The sequence below is a fragment of the Acidovorax sp. SRB_24 genome (genome assembly GCF_012931925.1).
The window spans coordinates 1-17,356 of the sequence record NZ_MWOM01000047.1; the positions used below are offsets into that span (position 1 = coordinate 1).

The 17,356-nt window shown below is 69.9% G+C and carries 12 protein-coding genes; 6 read left to right on the forward strand and 6 right to left on the reverse strand.

Annotated elements, in window-relative coordinates:
* Positions 1-90 precede the first annotated feature (90 nt).
* A complete protein-coding gene (locus tag B2J89_RS15005; RefSeq protein WP_169169873.1) occupies positions 91-459 on the forward strand; it encodes a hypothetical protein in 369 nt (122 codons plus the stop codon).
* A 50-nt stretch (positions 460-509) separates the two neighbouring features.
* Here B2J89_RS15005 and B2J89_RS15010 read toward each other — a convergent pair whose 3' ends face one another.
* Positions 510-1,061 carry a C40 family peptidase gene (locus tag B2J89_RS15010; RefSeq protein WP_169169874.1) on the reverse strand — a complete coding sequence of 184 codons (552 nt, stop codon included), beginning with the start codon at positions 1,059-1,061 and terminating at the stop codon, positions 510-512.
* 159 nt (positions 1,062-1,220) lie between these two features.
* Between B2J89_RS15010 and B2J89_RS15015 the strand changes: the two genes are divergently transcribed.
* Positions 1,221-1,826 carry an isochorismatase family protein gene (locus tag B2J89_RS15015; protein WP_169169875.1) on the forward strand — a complete coding sequence of 202 codons (606 nt, stop codon included), beginning with the start codon at positions 1,221-1,223 and terminating at the stop codon, positions 1,824-1,826.
* Positions 1,827-1,890: 64 nt separating this feature from the next.
* Here the strand turns inward: B2J89_RS15015 and chrA are convergent, their stop codons facing one another.
* Positions 1,891-3,255 (reverse strand): chromate efflux transporter, encoded by a 1,365-nt coding sequence (chrA, locus tag B2J89_RS15020; RefSeq protein WP_169169876.1) that lies wholly within the window; start codon positions 3,253-3,255, stop codon positions 1,891-1,893.
* Positions 3,256-3,460: 205 nt separating this feature from the next.
* Between chrA and B2J89_RS15025 the strand changes: the two genes are divergently transcribed.
* Positions 3,461-5,356 (forward strand): propionate--CoA ligase, encoded by a 1,896-nt coding sequence (locus B2J89_RS15025; RefSeq protein ID WP_169169877.1) that lies wholly within the window; start codon positions 3,461-3,463, stop codon positions 5,354-5,356.
* Between the two features lie 76 nt (positions 5,357-5,432).
* Here the strand turns inward: B2J89_RS15025 and B2J89_RS15030 are convergent, their stop codons facing one another.
* The 4 genes from B2J89_RS15030 to B2J89_RS15045 form a co-directional block, all read right to left on the reverse strand.
* Complete coding sequence (locus B2J89_RS15030; protein ID WP_169169878.1) at positions 5,433-9,269, reverse strand: EAL domain-containing protein; 3,837 nt, start codon at positions 9,267-9,269, stop codon at positions 5,433-5,435.
* A 409-nt stretch (positions 9,270-9,678) separates the two neighbouring features.
* Positions 9,679-10,605, reverse strand: coding sequence for a DMT family transporter (locus B2J89_RS15035; RefSeq protein ID WP_169169879.1), 927 nt, complete (start codon positions 10,603-10,605; stop codon positions 9,679-9,681).
* A complete protein-coding gene (locus B2J89_RS15040; protein ID WP_169169880.1) occupies positions 10,602-11,132 on the reverse strand; it encodes a methylated-DNA--[protein]-cysteine S-methyltransferase in 531 nt (176 codons plus the stop codon). The genes B2J89_RS15035 and B2J89_RS15040 overlap by 4 nt, the downstream gene beginning before the upstream one ends.
* 58 nt (positions 11,133-11,190) lie before the next feature.
* Positions 11,191-12,744: a DNA-3-methyladenine glycosylase 2 family protein gene (locus B2J89_RS15045; RefSeq protein ID WP_169169881.1), complete on the reverse strand. Its 1,554-nt coding sequence runs from the start codon at positions 12,742-12,744 to the stop codon at positions 11,191-11,193.
* 147 nt (positions 12,745-12,891) lie between these two features.
* Between B2J89_RS15045 and B2J89_RS15050 the strand changes: the two genes are divergently transcribed.
* The 3 genes from B2J89_RS15050 (at position 12,892) to B2J89_RS15060 (ending at position 17,345) form a co-directional block, all read left to right on the forward strand.
* Positions 12,892-14,280: a phosphomannomutase/phosphoglucomutase gene (locus B2J89_RS15050; protein WP_169169882.1), complete on the forward strand. Its 1,389-nt coding sequence runs from the start codon at positions 12,892-12,894 to the stop codon at positions 14,278-14,280.
* A 12-nt stretch (positions 14,281-14,292) separates the two neighbouring features.
* On the forward strand, positions 14,293-15,660 hold the full coding sequence (locus B2J89_RS15055) for a 3-deoxy-D-manno-octulosonic acid transferase (protein WP_169169883.1): 1,368 nt from the start codon (positions 14,293-14,295) through the stop codon (positions 15,658-15,660).
* Between the two features lie 92 nt (positions 15,661-15,752).
* Complete coding sequence (locus tag B2J89_RS15060; protein WP_169169884.1) at positions 15,753-17,345, forward strand: diguanylate cyclase domain-containing protein; 1,593 nt, start codon at positions 15,753-15,755, stop codon at positions 17,343-17,345.
* Positions 17,346-17,356: the final 11 nt, after the last annotated feature.

The following is a 17,356-nucleotide window of genomic DNA, read 5'->3' on the forward strand; positions in this document are numbered from 1 at the left end:
TGTTTCTGGCTCAGAGGCAAGGAACACCAAGCCCACGGGCCACAGCGCAGGCACACTGCCGGCGCCAGCAACACGGGAGTGACGATGATAATGAAGAAGAAACACTGGATGGCGCTGGTGGCTGCCTCCGCACTCGGCGGGGCATGGGGCATTTCGACCACCGCGCTGGCGCAAGACAACACGGCAGAGCTGATGCGCGGTGAGCTGCCTGACACGACGCCGCAGCAGCGCTATCAGTCTGCCATCCGGGAAGCCGGCGGCGGGCTGAAGGTCGCGCTGCAAGAGTGCCGTGGCGAGCCGACCGCCCAGCGCAAGAGTTGCGAGGCAGATGCCCGCGCCAACTACAAGCAGGACATGGCACAGGCCCAGGAAATGCTGCGCAACCCGCAGGCGCGCCCGGTCAATGAAGTCGGCCAGCCCGTGCAGGCGACCGAGACGACCACGGTGATCGGTCCTTAAGTTCCACTGGTCGGCGGGCCATCGCGCCCTTGGTGTTTCCCCCGCTGGAGTCAATCCAGGGGTTGGGTCTGCAGTTCGGCCGTGGTGACGCGGCGTGCGCCATCGAAGCGGCGCTGCCAGTAGCTGGTGCGCATGTCTTCCACGCGCACCTGTGCGCCACTGCGTGGCGAGTGGATGAACTTGCCGTCGCCGACGTAAATTCCCACGTGGCTGAAGGCGCGGCGCATGGTATTGAAGAACACCAGGTCGCCGGGCTGCAGTTCCTTCTTGTCAATCGATTCGGTGGCCGCTGCCTGCTGGTCGGCGCGGCGCGGCAATATCAAGCCGACGGTCTGCCCGTAGATCGCGCGCACGAAGCCGCTGCAATCGAAACCCGTTTCGGCGCTGTTGCCGCCGCGGCGGTAGGGCACTCCCAGAAAGCCCATGGCGGTGACGACCAGGTCCGAGGTGCGGTCTACGACGTTGTGGCGCACGGCGTCGAGCTGGGTCAGGAGGGTCTTTTCGGCGATCTGGCGGTCGCGCTCATCGCCCGTTGCGTGGGGCGGGGCGGCATGGGCGGCGGTTGCCCCTGCGAGCAAAAGAATGCATAACCATCTGGACATGGGGCGCAAGGGTACCACGACCACGGCGCCGGTCCGGGTTCCGACAGCGGTGCCTGGGGCGCTTGAGGGCAGGGTGCTGCCCCGTTTTGCCAGGTTGGATGCGCTAGGCGCTGCGACAATGGCAGCCAGATTTTGTTTCCCGACACCGAAAGTTTTGCCATGCTGCTTGACGCCACCGAATCCCAACTCGTCCTGGTGGACTACCAGGAGCGCCTGATGCCGGCGATCTTCGAAGGCCCGGCCGTGCTGGCCAATGCCCGCCGCCTGGCCGAGATCGCCCGCATGCTCGATGTGCCGGTCTGGGGCACCGAGCAAAACCCCTCGCGCCTGGGCCCGAACGATGCGCAGTTGCGCGCCCTGTGCCACAAGACCCTGTCCAAGATGCATTTCAGCGCCGCCGAAGAAGGCCTGGGCGAATGGCTGCGCCCGCCGGCCAAACCCCAGGGCGGCAACGCCCGCAGCCTGCCCAAACACCTGCAAAAACCCGCCGCTCCGCTCGCTACCGAGCGCGGTGCCATCGTCATCGCCGGTTGCGAGGCGCATGTGTGCCTGCTGCAGACCGCGCTCGACCTGATCGAGGACGAGTTTGAGGTGTGGGTCGTGACCGATGCCTGCAGCTCGCGCACCGAGCGCAGCCGCGATGCCGCATTCGACCGCCTCGCGGGAGCCGGCGTCGAGCTGGTGACGACCGAGATGGTGGCGTTCGAATGGCTGGGCAGCTGCGAGCACCCCGCGTTCAAGGACGTGCTGGGGCTGATCAAGTGAAGATCAGCCTGTTTTAGGGCTCTGGCGCTTGTGCATCAAGCGCTGGATGCTATCGAATGAAGAGCTAAAAAAGGGCCAGCAGTGACCGCGCTGCCAGCCCTGCGGCGCCGCAGGTCGCCAGCAGCGGCAGCACGCCGATGCGCCAGCGAAACAGCGCCCACGCCGCCCCCAGCGCAATCAGCGCCGACAGGGCATCGAACGGCCCGTCCCAGCCGCGCGGCCAGAGCAGGTGGTAGGCAAAGAACAGCGCCAGGTTCAGGATCACGCCGACCACGGCGGCCGTGATGGCGCTCAACGGGGCCGTGAACCCGAGTTTGCCGTGGGTGGCCTCCACGGCCGGGCCACCGGCCAGGATGAAGACGAAGGACGGCAGGAAGGTGAAGAACGTCACCACCGTCGCCGCCGCCGCGGCGCCCGCAAACAGTGCGTCTGCTCCCCACACCTGCTGCAGCCAGCCGCCCACAAAGCCCACGAAGGCCACGACCATGATGAGCGGACCGGGCGTCGTCTCGCCCAGCGCCAGGCCATCGATCATTTGCGGCCCGCTGAGCCAGTGGTAGTGCTCGACCGCGCCCTGGTAGAGGTAGGGCAGCACGGCATAGGCGCCGCCAAACGTGAGCAGCGCCGCCTTGGTGAAAAACCAGCCCATCTGCGTGAGCGCGCCCTCCCAGCCCTGCGTGGCCAGCAGCAGCGCCATGGCCGCGAGCCACAGCGCCAAGCCTGCCCCGAGCACGCGGGCCAGATGGCGGCGCGAGAAGCGGGCGTGCGCCGGCGTGGGCGTGTCGTCGTCGATCAGGGCCGGACCATAGCCTGCCTGGCCCTCCTGCGGACCACCCCCCAGCGCGAAGACGGCGGGCCAGCGCCGCGCCCCGAAGAAGCCGATGAGCCCTGCGGCCAGCACGATGGCGGGAAACGGCGCATGCAGCACAAAGATGGCCACAAACGATGCGGCCGCGATGCCCCACATCCAGCCGTTTTGGAGCGCGCGCGTGCCGATGCGGTGCGCCGCATGCAGCACGAGGGCCGTCACGGCGGGCTTGATGCCATAGAAGATGCCGGACACGACGGGCACGTCGCCAAAGCGCACATACACCCACGACAGCGCGATCAGGATGAACAGCGACGGCAGCACGAACAGCGCCCCGGCCACGATGCCGCCCCAGGTGCGGTGCATCAGCCAGCCGATGTAGGTGGCCAGTTGCTGGGCCTCGGGGCCGGGCAGCAGCATGCAGTAGTTGAGCGCATGCAGGAAGCGCCGTTCGCTGATCCAGCGGCGCCGTTCCACGAGTTCGGCGTGCATGATGGCAATCTGCCCCGCCGGCCCGCCAAAGCTGATGAAGCCGAGCTTGAACCAGAACAGCAGCGCTTGCGCAAAAGGCACGGGTGCGGTGGGTGGGGGCTGGGCGTGGCGGGTGGCGAGGGGCGTCATGGAGCGGTACAAGCAGCGAAGAAGGAGGGGCCGCGGCGTGTGGGCGAAGGCCGCAGCCCGGCAGGCCCCATTGTCGTCGGCCTGCACGCGGCCCACCGGTTCCGCCGGTGGTCGCTGCGTCAGTTTGCCGCAAGGCCGTGCTGAATAATTATGAATTCATAATCCGCCTGCCAGCAGGCACAGACACCGGCCCCAAGGAGCACCCATGCGCAAATTCGCCGACTTTTACCGCCGCTCCATCGACGAGCGCGATGCCTTCTGGGCCGAGCAGGCGGCGTTGATCGAGTGGCGCACGCCGGCCGAGCAGGTGTGCGACTACAGCCGGCCCCCGTTTGCGCGCTGGTTCGTGGGCGGCACCACCAACCTGTGCCACAACGCGGTGGACCGGCATCTGACCACGCGCGCCGACCAGGCAGCGCTGATCGCCATTTCCACCGAAACGAACACCGAGCGCAGCTACAGCTTTGCCGAGCTGCACGCCGAGGTGCAGCGCATGGCCGCGGCGCTGCAGGCCCTGGGCGTGAAAAAGGGCGACCGGGTGCTCATCTACATGCCCATGGTCGCCGAGGCCGCCTTTGCCATGCTGGCCTGCGTGCGCATCGGCGCACTCCATTCGGTGGTGTTCGGGGGCTTTGCCGCGGGCGCGCTGGCATCGCGCATCGAGGATGCCGAACCCATGGCGGTGGTCAGTGCCGATGCCGGCTCGCGCGGCGGCAAGGTCGTGCCCTACAAGCCCTTGCTGGACGAGGCGATCGCGCTGTCGCGCTACAAGCCCGCCGCCGTACTCATGGTTGATCGGGGGCTCGCGCCCATGGCCATGCGCGCCGGCCGCGACCACGACTGGGCGGCGCTGCGCGCGCGCCACCTGGACGCCGCCGTGCCCTGTGAATGGGTCGAGTCCGCGCACCCGAGCTACACGCTCTACACCAGTGGCACCACGGGCAAGCCCAAGGGCGTGCAGCGCGACACCGGCGGCTACGCTGTGGCGCTGGCGGCCAGCATGAAGCACATCTTTGATGCGAAGGCGGGCGATGTGTTCTTTGCCACCAGCGACATCGGCTGGGTCGTCGGGCACAGCTACATCATCTACGGCCCGCTGCTCGCCGGCATGGCCACCGTCCTGTACGAGGGGCTGCCGACGCGGCCCGACGCGGGCGTGTGGTGGAGCATCGTCGAGAAATACCAGGTCACGCACATGTTCTCGGCGCCCACGGCGGTGCGCGTGCTGAAGAAGCAGGACCCGTCCTGGCTCAAGAAGCACGACGTCAGCAGCCTCAAGGCCCTGTGGCTGGCCGGCGAGCCGCTCGACGAGCCCACGGCGCAGTGGATCAGCGACGCTTTAGGCGTACCCATCATCGACAACTACTGGCAGACCGAAACCGGCTGGCCCATCCTCACGCTGGCCAACGGCGTCGAGCCGCAGACCGCGCGCTTTGGCAGCCCCGGCAAGGCCATGTACGGCTACAACGTCAAACTGATCGACGAGGTGAGCGGCGAGGAACTGACGGGTGCCGACCAGAAAGGGGTGGTCGCCATCGAGGGGCCGCTGCCGCCGGGCTGCATGCAGACCGTGTGGCGCGACGACGCGCGCTTTGTCAGCACCTACTGGAAGAGCATTCCCGGCCGCATGGTCTACAGCACCTTCGACTGGGGCATCCGCGACGCCGATGGCTATTACTTCATCCTCGGCCGCACCGACGACGTGATCAATGTGGCCGGCCACCGCCTGGGCACGCGCGAGATCGAGGAGTCGATCTCGTCCCACCCCAACATTGCCGAGGTGGCCGTGGTGGGCGTGGCCGACAGCCTCAAGGGCCAGGTGGCGATGGCGTTCGCCGTGCCGCGCGATGCCTCGGGCCTGCAGGACCCGGCCGCGCGCCTGAAGCTGGAGGGCGAGGTGATGCAGCGGGTGGATGCGCAACTGGGCGCCGTGGCACGGCCGGCGCGCGTGCATTTCTTGAACACCCTGCCCAAGACGCGCAGCGGCAAGCTGCTGCGCCGCGCCCTGCAGGCCGTGGCCGAGCGCCGCGACCCGGGCGACCTGACCACCATGGAAGACCCGGCCGCGCTGCAGCAGGTGCGCGAGCTGATCGGCGACTGAGGAAGTGCGCCCGTCGGGCGCGAAAATTCAAAATCAATAGCTGCTAACGCTTGCTGGATAGGCGTTAGCGGCCTTTTTATGCTTTTTCTGGCAGGCCGTGGTACTGCCATTCGGGCGGTGACTGCCACTGCGCGGCCCAGGCGATGAAGTCGGCCAGCGGCATCGGACGGGCGACGGCATAGCCCTGCGCCAGCGAGCAGCCCATGTCCAGCAGCATCTGGCCCTGGCCGACGGTCTCGACCCCTTCGGCAATGACGCGGTAGCCAAACGAGCGCGCCAGGCCCACCACGCCCTGCACGATGGCCAGGTCACCGGCGTCGCCCACCATGCCATGCACAAAACTCTGGTCGATCTTGAGCATGCTCAGCGGCAGGCGGCGCAGGTAGGTCAGGGACGAGTAGCCCGTGCCGAAGTCGTCCAGCGAGGTGAGGATGCCCAGTTCGCGCAGCGCCCGCAGCGTGGTGGCCACGGAGTCGATGTGGTAGAGCGCGGCGGTCTCGGTGATCTCTATCTCGAGCAGCCGGGCCGGCACCCCGGGATGGCGGTCGAGCTGCTGTGCCATCCAGTCGGCAAAGCCGCTCTGCTGCAGGTGGGGCGCCGCGATGTTGATGCTCACCGGAAGCTGCAGGCCGGCCTGGCCCAGGGCTCGGATCAGGGCCAGTGCAGCGTCCACCACCCAGGCGCCGAAGGCGAATTCCAGTTCGGAGTCGTGCAGCAGCGGCAGGAAGGCCGCCGGCGACAGCAGGCCGCGCTCGGGGTGTTGCCAGCGCGCCAGCGCCTCCGCCCCCACCACCGTGCCCAGTCGCATGTCCACCTTGGGCTGCAGGAACAGCGTGAACTCGCCGTCGGCCAGGGCCGCGCGCAGCTGCACCAGCTGCTCCTGCACCTGCTGCGTGGCGCGCTCATGGGCGGCGTCGAACTGGTGGTAGCGGTTTCGCCCGGCCTGCTTGGCCGCGTACATGGCGTGGTCGGCGTGGCGCAGCAGGGCGTCGGCATCGGCGTCGTCCTGCGGGTAGAGGGTGTAGCCGATGCTTGCGGTGACGGTGACGCGCTCGGTGTCCAGCGTGTAGGGCGCGGCAATGCTCTGCATGACGGTGCGCAGCGCGCGCTCGCAGGCGGCCCCGTCGGCCAGATCGGGCAGAAGGATGACGAATTCGTCGCCGCCCAGGCGCGCGACGCAGTCGAGCGAGCGCAGCGCACGCGTCAGGCGCGCGGCGGCCACGACCAGCAGGCGGTCGCCGGCCTCGTGGCCAAAGCGGTCGTTCACGGGCTTGAAGCCGTCCAGGTCCAGGTAGGCCACACCCAGCAGCGTGCCGCGGCTGCGCGCGTGGACCATGGCCTCTTCGAGGCGGCGCGCCAGCAGCACGCGGTTGGGCAGACCGGTCAGCGCGTCGTAGTGGGCCAGCCTTTGGAGCCGCTCCTCCTGTTCGCGCTGCGAGGTCACGTCAATGCCCACGCCCACCATGCGCAGCGGCTGGCCCGCGGCGTCCGTGTTCACGATCTTGCCCAGGGCACGCACCCAGCGCCCGCCCTCGCGCGGGTGCGTGATGTGCACGGTGGCATCGAACGGCGTGGCCGGGTGGGCCGTGTGCCGCGCCAGTTCGGCGGTGATTTTCTGGATGTCGGAGGAGCCCATTGCGGCAGTCCATGACACCGGCGGTGTGCCGGCTTCGCTGTCCGCTTTCATGCCGCGCATGGCACGCCAACGGCTGTCGCCCGTGACCAGGCCGGTCTGCAGGTTCCAGTCCCACAGGCCCAGCGAGGCCGCCGAGATGGTGAGCGAGAGCAGTTCCTCGCGCTCGCGCACCTGCTCTTCGCTGCGCTTGCGTTCCGTGATGTCGTGCAGCGCGAACAGCCAGCAGGGCTCGCCATCGAATTCTGTGGCGCGCATCGACTGCAACACCGTGCGCTGCTCGCCGCTGCGCAGGGTCATGACCGCTTCGTAGCTCTCGAGCCGGCCGTTCGCCTGCACCGCATCGATCAGGGCCGCGCGCCCCTCGGGCGTGTAGATGCCAAGCGAGATGGCCGACTGGCCGATGGCTTCGGCGCGGGTGTAGCCCAGGGCCTGCTCCCATGCGGCATTGACATCGACGTAGCGGCCGTCGCCGCGCCGGGTCAGGCCCATGGGGTAGGGCAGCAGCTGGAAGATGCGCACAAAGCGCTCCTCGGACTGGCGCAGGAGCTGTTCGGCACGCTTGGATTCGTCGATATCCAGGATCACGCCGCGGATGCGCACCACGCGGCCGGCTTCGACCACGGGCTCGCCGCGCAAGCGCACCCAGACCGGGCGGCCGTCGGCGCGCACGATCTCGATTTCCATGCTCCAGTCGGAGCTCTGCCGGATGCTGGCGCGGACCGTGTCGCGCAGGGCGTCGCGCCAGGCCGGCGCCACGTACTCGGCGATGTAGTCGCGCGGCAGGGGGGCGCCCGGGGGCAGGCCGTGGATGTCGTAGCAGACGTCCGACCAGTAGGCGATGCCCTGGCCGCGCACGTCGTCCCAGGCGCCCAGCCGCGCCAGGCGCCCGGCCTGCTGCAGCAGGCTGTTGCGCGACAGCAGGGTGTCGTGGATGCGGGTTTCCTCGGTCATGTCGCGAAACGCGAACGCCACGCAGTCCTCGTCGTTGAGGTGCACCGACTGCGCCGACATGAGGCCCGGAATGCGCACGCCGCGGCGTTGCGCGACCAGGGGCAGGCGCTCGACCTTGCCATCGCGCTGCAGCGCCTGCAGCAGCTTCGGGCCCTCTTGCTCGGTGGCCCAGATGCCCAGCTGCTGTGCGGTGCGGCCCACCACCTGCTCGCGCGGGTGGCCGAGCAGCTGGCAGAACGCGGGGTTGACTTCCAGGTAATGGCCGTCGGCAACGCGCATGATGCCGGCCGCGTCGGGCATGGTCTCGTACACGGCCGTGTACTTGGCCTGCGAGGTGTGCAGCGCGCTCTCGAGGTCGCGGTAGTCCGTCACGTCGATGGCCATGCCGATGAGCCGCAGGGCGCGGCCTTGCGCATCGCGCTCGGCGATGGCGCCCCGCGAGACCAGCCAACGCCAGCGGCCGTGGGTGTCGCGCAAACGGAATTCCGCACTGAAAGCGTCTTCCAGTCCCGCCCGGCTGCGCTGCAGGTCACCGGCCATGCGCGCGGCATCCTCGGGGTGGCGCAGCGCATCCCAGCGCGCGGCCTGGCCGCTGGCGCCGCCGCGGTGCACGTCGAACGCGTCATAAAAGCGGCCGTGGCAGGTGAGCGTCTGCGCTTCGACGTTCCATTCCCAGCGGCCGCCGCGGGCGGCTTCGAGAGTGAGCAGTGTCTCCTGTTCGCTGCGCTGCAGCGCGTGGTGCGCACGCTGCAGTGCCTGCACCGTCTGGGCGCGGCTGAGCACGAGTTCCACGCCGCCGCCCAGCACCAGCACGGCAGCGGCAAAGCGCCAGGGTACGCCCTCGAGCCAGGACAGCGCGCCGGCCATGGCCGTGGTGCCAGCGCCGATCTCGATGCCGGCCTGCAACGCCAGGGGCAGCGCGGCAGCCAGCGCCCCCAGGGCCAGCAGGGGGCCGTGGCGCGCGCGCAACCGGTGCGACCCGAAGGCCACCAGTGCGGTGGCCGCCAGGATCGCAAAGCCTGTCGTCCAAGTAGCGGGGTACAGCGCGCAGTGGAACAGCAGCACCGTGGCCGCGCTCGCCAGGCCCGCCACCGGACCGAACACCAGCATTGCGATGGCGGAGCCCACCGGAGGCGCAGTCACCGGGCCCATCACGCCGTGCAGCGCGGGCAGCACCATGTTGGCGGTGGTGACCAGCCCCGTCGTCAGGCCGATGGCCAGGCGGGTGCGCACGGACGCGTGCAGCAGCGCAGGGACGGGCAGCGCGCTGAGCGCCAGTGCCAACAGCGCCAGCAGCCCGATGGCCAGGGCAACGCTAAGCGCCACGGACAGCGCTCCGGCCGGTGTCCCGAAAGGCGTTGCTGCCCGGTGCAGGGGGGATGGTGGGGTGGTCCAAAAGCAAAAAACCGCAGGCGCGCGGCCTGCGGAGAAAAATGGTAAACGGCGTAAAAACCATCGGGCGAGTGTAGAACGTGTTTACGGTTTATCCGAGGCCGCGTTGGGGCGCAATCGGGATGAGTTCGCAGGCACGTTGCGCCGCATGCGCCCATTCCCATGCCAGCAGCGGGCCAAAGAAATCGCCCGATTGCGCCCCAACCCGCAGGGCAAATGCCTTTTCGGGTGGTCTGCGGCGTTGCAGCACTTGCCCGTAGCCGGGCTATGGACTGCGCACTGCGCCTTGCATCCCCTCCCGAAAAGGCGTTTGTGCGGCCTTGGATAAACCGTAAACACGTTCTTAAGGCCGTTCCAGCACCGGCTTCGCCACGGCGCGTGTCCTGATAAGTCCGGTTGACAACATGGTTCCGCAGACGATCACCAGGCCACAGCCCAGCATCCAGGGCGTAATGGTCTCGCCCAGGAAGACCGCGCCATAGAACACTGCGAACACCGGCGCCAGGAAGGTCACGGCCAGCGCGCGGCTGGGGCCGGCGTTGGCGATCAGGCGAAAGTACAGGATGTAGGCAATGCCGGTGCACAGCACGGCGATCGCCACGATCGCGCCCCAGGCGCGGAGTCCCGGCGTCGTGGCGGGCCAGAGCCACAGCGTGGGCAGCGCCAGGCCCAGCGCGGCGCCGAGCTGGCTGCCGGTGGCCGTGGCCAGCGGGGGAATGCCGGTGAGGTAGCGCCGGGCGTAGCTCGCTGCCACGGCGTAGCAGGCGGCCGCCAGCAGGCAGGCCGCCATGGCCCACAGCGCGCTGTCCGACTTGAAGCCCGCGCCCCCGGGAGCGCGCCAGGCCAGCAGGGCCACGCCGATGAAACCCAGGGCCAGGCCCAGCCAGCGCAGGCGGTTGATGCGGTCGCCCAGCCACACCCAGGCCACGAGCGCGCCGAACAGCGGCACCGTGGCGTTCAGGATGGAGGTGAGCCCGGTGGTAATGTGCAACACGGCCCAGGCAAACAGCGCGAACGGAATCGCCGAGTTGATCAGCCCGGCCAGCAGGATGGCCTTCCAGTGCGCGCGCAACGCCGGCCATTGGCCCTGGTGCACCAGGATGGGCCACAGGAACACCGTGGCCAGGGCCACGCGCAGGCCGGCCGTGGGCAGCGCGCCGAACTCCGCCGCACCCAGGCGCATGAACAGAAAGGACGCGCCCCACAGAGACGAGAGCAAGACGAACTCGCCCAGCCAGGCCGACGCCGGCTTGGTGGCCGGCACGTTCATGCTGGCACCTCGGGGGCCGAAAGGAGAGCGCCTTCGAGCCTCAGCAGGGCGCTCTTGCGCTCCAGGCCCCCGGCGTAGCCGGTCAGGCTGCCGTCCTTGCCCAGCACGCGGTGGCAGGGCACGACCACGCTCAGCGGGTTGCGTCCCACGGCCGTGCCCACGGCGCGCACGGCCGTGGGGCAACCGATCTGCGCGCCCAGCGCGGCGTAGCTGAGGGTCTGGCCGCGCGCAATGCCGAGCAGCGCGCGCCACACCGTTTGCTGGAACGGCGTGCCGCCGGCGATGTCGAGCGGCAGGTCGAACTGCGTGCGCTCGCCGCGCAGGTAGGCGTGGATTTGCTGCACCGCCGCCTGCAGCACCGGGTGCTGGTCATCCTGCGGCCAGGCCTGCGGGCCGTCGAGCTGGGCGGGAAGGTGGCGCTGGCCGTCAAACCACAGGCCGACCAGGCCCAGCGGCGAGGCAGCCAGGCGGATGTCGCCCAGCGGCGAGGGTGTGCGCGTCTGCACGGTGGATGGATGGAATTGCATGGTGGTCTCGATTAAATGACAAATCGTGCTCTGGCGCTTATGGGGTAAGCGCTGATAGCTATTGATTTGATAGTTTCACGGTTCCCTGCGCGGGCCCTTGGCTGCCCGCCCAGGCGCGGATGACGGCGTAGCTGCGCCACGGTTGCCAGGCCAGCGATGCTTCGGCGGCAGCGCGCGCCGGGCTTTTTTCCCCCTGCACCGCGAGCGCCTTGTGCAGCGCCACGTCGCCGCTCGGGAAGGCGTCGGGCCAGCGCAGTGCGCGCATCGCGATGTACTGCGCGGTCCAGTCGCCAATGCCGGGAAGCTGGCAGAGCTGCGCCGTGGTGGCGCCCACGTCGGCGCTGCTGTGCAGCTGAAGCTGGCCGCTGCCGACGGCGCGGGCCAGCGCCACGATGGCCGCCTGGCGCTGGCGCACGATGCCCAATTGCCCAAGCGCATCGCCATCGGCTTCTGCCAGCACGGCGGGGGCCGGGAACAGCCGGGTGAGCTGCGCCCACGGCGTGGCGAGTGGCGCGCCAAACCGCTCGACCAGGCGCTGCGCCAGCGTGCGCGCCGCCGCCACGGTGATCTGCTGGCCCAGCACGGCGCGCACCGCCAGTTCGAAGCCATCGAACGCGCCCGGCACGCGCAGGCCATCGCCGTGCGGAAAGTGCGCATGCAGCGTGGCGTTGATGGCCTCGGGGTCGGCGTCCAGGTCGAGCAAGGCGCGCACGCGCGCAATCACCAGCGGCAGCACCGGGTGCAGGCTGTCGCTGGTCTGCAGCACCAGGCGGTGGCGCGCCGGTTCGAACTGTGCGTTCAGCCACCCGGTGGCCACCGTGCCCGCATGCGCGATCCGCACCGTGCGGCGCAGCACCAGGGCCTCGCCGGGTTCGACCCATTCCATGCCCGCGATCTGCCGCTGCGCGAAGAAGGCCAGCAGCGCCGCGGCATCCAAGGGCGGGCGATAGCCCAGGCGCACCAGGGCGCCCTCGTCGCCCGCGCGCGCGGTGCCGGCGCGGCGCACGGCGGTGGGGCTAATGCCGTAGTGCGTGGCAAAGGCGGCATTGAAGCGCCGCACGCTCGCAAAGCCGCTGGCCAGCGCCACCTGCGTGATCGGCAGGGCCGTGTCGGCCAGCAGCTGCTTGGCCGCCAGCAGGCGCTGGGTCTGCAGGTACTGCAGCGGCGAGACGCCCAGCGTGGCCTCGAAAATGCGGCGCAGGTGGCGGTCGCTGACCCCCAGGCGCGCGGCCAGCCGCGCCACCGCGCCTTCGCTCGGCGCCGCGGCGCCCCAGAAGTCGGGGCTGGCCAGCAGGCGCACGGCCTGGCGCACCAGAATGCCCGAGGCGTCCTGCACCGACCACACCAGCGCCTGCGGCGCCAGCTCGGGCCGGCAGCGCAGGCAGGGGCGAAAGCCCGCGCTCTCGGCCTGGGCCGCGAGCGTGAAGAAACGGCAGTTCTCGCGCCGGGGCGTGCGCACGGCGCAGACCGGGCGGCAATAGATGCCGGTGGATGTGACACCGGTGAAAAAGCGCCCGTCAAAGCGCGCGTCGCGGGCTTTCAGGGCCAGGTAGCGGCCCTCGTCCGCCGTGGCGTCGGGCAGCGGGGAAGGGGGGAGGGCAGAAGTGCGCATGGCAGTCCATCATAGGGCGGCGCCGCGCCACCGCTGGCCGTTTTCGGACATGCGCCAGGGCCCGCGCCGCCAGGGTGGCGCGGGCGCAGCCGGCGGTGGCGACGCCTACAATGCAGCCCATTTTTCACCTCCTGCGAAGGCCCGCCCGTGCAACCCTCTCCCTCCGTCTTCAAGGCCTATGACATCCGTGGCATCGTGCCCACCACGGTGGACGAAGCCCTCGCGCGCGGGCTGGGCCGGGCCTTTGGCACGGCAGCGCGCGCCGAGGGCCAGACCACGGTCGCCGTGGGGCGCGATGGCCGGTTGTCCGGCCCGGCCCTGGCGCGGGCGCTGATGCTCGGGCTGGCAGAAACCGGGCTGGACGTGATCGACATCGGCCGCTGCACCACGCCCATGCTGTACTTCGCCGCCAGCACGCTGTGCGCCAGCGGCATCCAGGTCACGGGCAGCCACAACCCCAAGGACTACAACGGCTTCAAGATGGTGCTCAACGGCCGCGCCATCTTTGGCGACGAGATCCAGGCGCTGCGCCGCACCATGGAGAACGAGACCTGGCAGCTGGCCGCCGGCGGCTGCCTGCGCGAGGCCGATGTGCTGCCCGCCTACCGCGCGCGCATCGTCGGCGACATTGCGCTGGCCCGCCCGATGAAGATCGTCATCGATAGCGGCAACGGCATTGCCGGCGCCTCGGCGCCGGACATCTTCCGCGCGCTCGGCTGCGAGGTGGTCGAGCTGTTTTCCGAGGTCGACGGCAACTTCCCCAACCACCACCCCGACCCGAGCAAGCCCGAGAACCTGCGCGACCTGGTCCAGGCCCTGCACAGCAGCGACGCCGAACTGGGCTTGGCCTTCGATGGCGACGGCGACCGCCTCGGCATCGTCACCAAGGACGGCAGCAACATTTTCCCCGACCGGCAGATGATGCTGTTCGCGCAGGACGTGCTCGCGCGCGTGCCCGGCGGCCAGATCCTGTTCGACGTCAAGTGCACCCAGCGCCTGGCGCCCGCGATTCGCCAGGCCGGCGGCGTGCCCGTGATGTACAAGACCGGGCATTCGCTGATCAAGGCGCGCATGAAGGAGCTCGACTCGCCCCTGGGCGGCGAGATGAGCGGCCACATCTTCTTCAAGGAGCGCTGGTACGGGTTTGACGACGGCACCTATGCCGGCGCCCGCCTGCTCGAAATCCTGAGCCGCTCGGCCGACCCCAGCGCCGTGCTCAACGGCTTGCCGACGAGCTTTTCGACGCCCGAACTCAACGTCGCCTGCGCCGAGGGCGAGCCGCACCGCCTGAGCGACGCGCTGCAGGCGCTGGCCCCCGCCGCCTTGGCCGCGCCCGCGCAGATCAGCACCATCGACGGCCTGCGCGTGGACTGGCCCGACGGCTTCGGCCTGATCCGCGCCAGCAACACCACGCCCGTGCTGGTGCTGCGCTTCGAGGGCCACACGCCCGAGGCGCTGGAGCGCATCCGTGCCGACATGCTCGCGCTGCTGCACCGCGTCAAGCCCGGCGCCGAGGTCGGCGGCGCGGCGCACTGAGCACGCATTTCCATGGCCCACGCCGCACGCTGGCTGTATTCGGCCCTTGCCTGGGCCGCCCAGCCGCTGCTGCGGCGCAAGCTGCGCCGCCGCGCCGTGGCCGAGCCCGGCTACGCCCGCCATGTCGGGGAGCGCTTTGGCCGCTACCCGCCGCAGCTCGACAGCCTGGCGCCCGGGGGCAGCAGCGACCCGGACGCCCGCCTGGTCTGGATCCACGCCGTCTCGCTGGGCGAGACGCGCGCTGCCGCGATCCTGCTGGCCGAGTTGCGCCGGCAGCGGCCCGGCATGCGCTTGCTGCTCACGCACGGCACCGCCACCGGCCGCGCCGAGGGCGAAAAGCTGCTGCATCCCGGCGACCTGCAGGTCTGGCAGCCCTGGGATACGCCCGCGGCCGTGGCACGCTTTCTGCGCCAGTTCCGCCCGGCCATCGGCATCCTGATGGAAACCGAGGTCTGGCCCAACCTGGTGGCAGGCTGCCGGCGGCGTGGCATCCCGCTGGTGCTGGCCAATGCGCGGCTCAGCGACAAATCGCTGCGCCAGGCCCGGCGCATGGCCTGGCTGGCGCGCCCCGCCTATGCCGCGCTGGCCGCCGTCTGGGCGCAGACCGAGGCCGATGCCGCGCGCCTGCGCAGCCTCGGCGCGTCGGTGCAGGGCGTGTTCGGCAACCTTAAGTTCGACGTCGTGCCCGATGCCGCCCAGCTGGCCCAGGGCCGGCAGTGGCGCGCGCAGTCGCCACGCCCCGTCGTGCTGCTGGCCAGCAGCCGCGAGGGCGAAGAAGCGATGTGGCTGGAAGAAATTCAGCCAAAACGGGCTCTGGCCCAGTCTGCACCAGCGTGTGCAGCTATCGATAGCGAAGCACGGCTGTCCTCTGCCGCCGTGCAGTGGCTGATCGTGCCGCGCCACCCGCAGCGCTTTGACACCGTGGCCCAGCTGCTGCGCGACGCGGGCCTGGTCGTCTCGCGCCGCAGCCACTGGGCTACGCAGCCCGAGGGCGCCGATGTCTGGCTGGGCGACTCGCTGGGCGAGATGGCGCTCTACTACGGCCTGGCCGATGTGGCGCTGCTGGGCGGCAGCTTTGCGCCGCTGGGCGGGCAAAACCTGATCGAGGCCGCCGCCTGCGCCTGTCCCGTGGTGCTGGGGCCGCACACCTTCAACTTTGCCGAGGCGGCCGAGCTGGCCTGCGCGGCCGGCGCCGCCGAACGCGTGGCCGACCTGGGGCAGGGCGTGGAAGCGGCCTGCGCGCTGGCGCTCGATGCGCCGCGCCTGGACCGTGCCCGTGCCCAGGCCGCAGGCTTTGCGCGCACCCACCGCGGCGCCGCCCAGGCCACGGCGGCGGCCGTGGCAGCCCTGCTGGCCGCTGCAGCCACCGATAAATCGTAAAGACGTTCCCAAGAGCCCCCCGGGCGCTGTGCCCGGGCGAGAATGCAGACCTTTTGCCTGCCTGCGGCCGCTCCAGCGCGGCCACGCCATCCATGACCCAAGCCCCTCTGTTCCGTGTCCACCTGCGCAGCCTGATCCTGCTGCTGGCGAGCATCAGCGCTGCCACCACCTTGGCCAATGGTCTGTATGCAAGCTACACCGTGCAGCGCCAGCAGCTGATCGACAACGCGCTCGAGAGCAACCGCGTCTATGCCAGCAAGCTCGCCGATTCGGTCGAAAGTTTTCTGCAGTCGGCCCAGCAGCAACTGGGCTACAGCGCCTCCGTGGTGGCCGATCAGTTTGGCGACTCGCGCTTGCTCGCCCGCGAGGCCGAGCGCCTGCGCGTGCAGACGAACAGCTTCAACTCGGTGGTCTTCGTGGATGCGCAGGGCTGGGTGCACGCCACGTCGCCCGAAACATTGCAGATCAAAGGACGCCAGCTCGACACGCTCGGCGTGCAGGAGGCCCTGCGTGAACGCCGCCCGACCGTCAGCCTGCCCTATGTGGCGGCCACCGGCAATCTGCTGGTGTTCGTGTCCTGCCCGGTCGTCGACCGCGCCGGGCGCTACCGCGGCCTGGTGGGCGGCAGCATCTACCTCAAGCGCGAGAGCGCCCTGCACACCCTGCTCGGCGAACACCACTACCGCGATGGCTCCTACCTGTATGTGGTCGACCAGAGCCGGCGCATGGTCTACCACCCGGACCCGGCGCGCGTGGGCGAGCAGGTGGGCGCCAACCCGGTCATCGACGCCGTCCTGGGCGGCGAGCGCGGGCGGCAGCGCGTGGTCAACAGCCGAGGCGTCGACATGTTGGCCGGGTATGCCAGCGTCGGCACGGCCCAGTGGGGCGTGGTGGCACAGCGCCCGGTGCAGTCTGCGCTGGCGGAACTCGACGGCCTGATGCAGGGCGTGTTCTACAAGAGCCTGCCGCTGGCGGCCGTGCTCCTGGGGCTGATCTGGTGGTCGGCCTGGCTGATTGCGCAGCCGCTGTGGCAGCTGGCGGACGGGGCGCGGCACATGGACCGGCCTGGCACGGCAGACGGTTTGCGCCAGGTTCGATCGTGGTACTTCGAGACTTCGGAACTGCGCCGGGCCATGCTGCTGGGGGTCAACCTGCTGCACCAGAAGATCGGCAAGCTGCACCGCGATGCGCGCACCGACCCGCTGACCGGCCTAGAAAACCGCCGCGGCGTGGATCTGGCGCTGACGCTGTGGCAGGCCGAACAGCGCCCGTTTGCCGCCGTGGCGCTGGACGTCGACCATTTCAAGCGCGTCAACGACAGCCATGGCCACGACGCCGGCGACCTGGTGCTGCAGCGCCTGGCCGAGCTGATGCGCAGCTGCTCGCGCGAGCAGGACGTGCTGTGCCGGCTGGGCGGCGAAGAGTTCGTGATGCTGCTGCCCGACGTGGCGCCCGCGGCGGCCGAGCAGGTGGCGCAGCGGCTGCGCCAGCTGGTGGAGCGCACGTCCATCCTGCCCGTGGGCCAGATCACCATCTCGCTAGGCGTGGCGCAGTGGCCGCTGCACGTGGGCGAGGCGGCGCAGGTGCTCAAGGCGGCAGACCAGGCGCTGTACCGGGCCAAGCACACCGGCCGCAACCGCGTGGTGCTGGCGGGCCAGGAAGAAGAGACCGCTGGCGTGCGATAGAGGAAAATAGG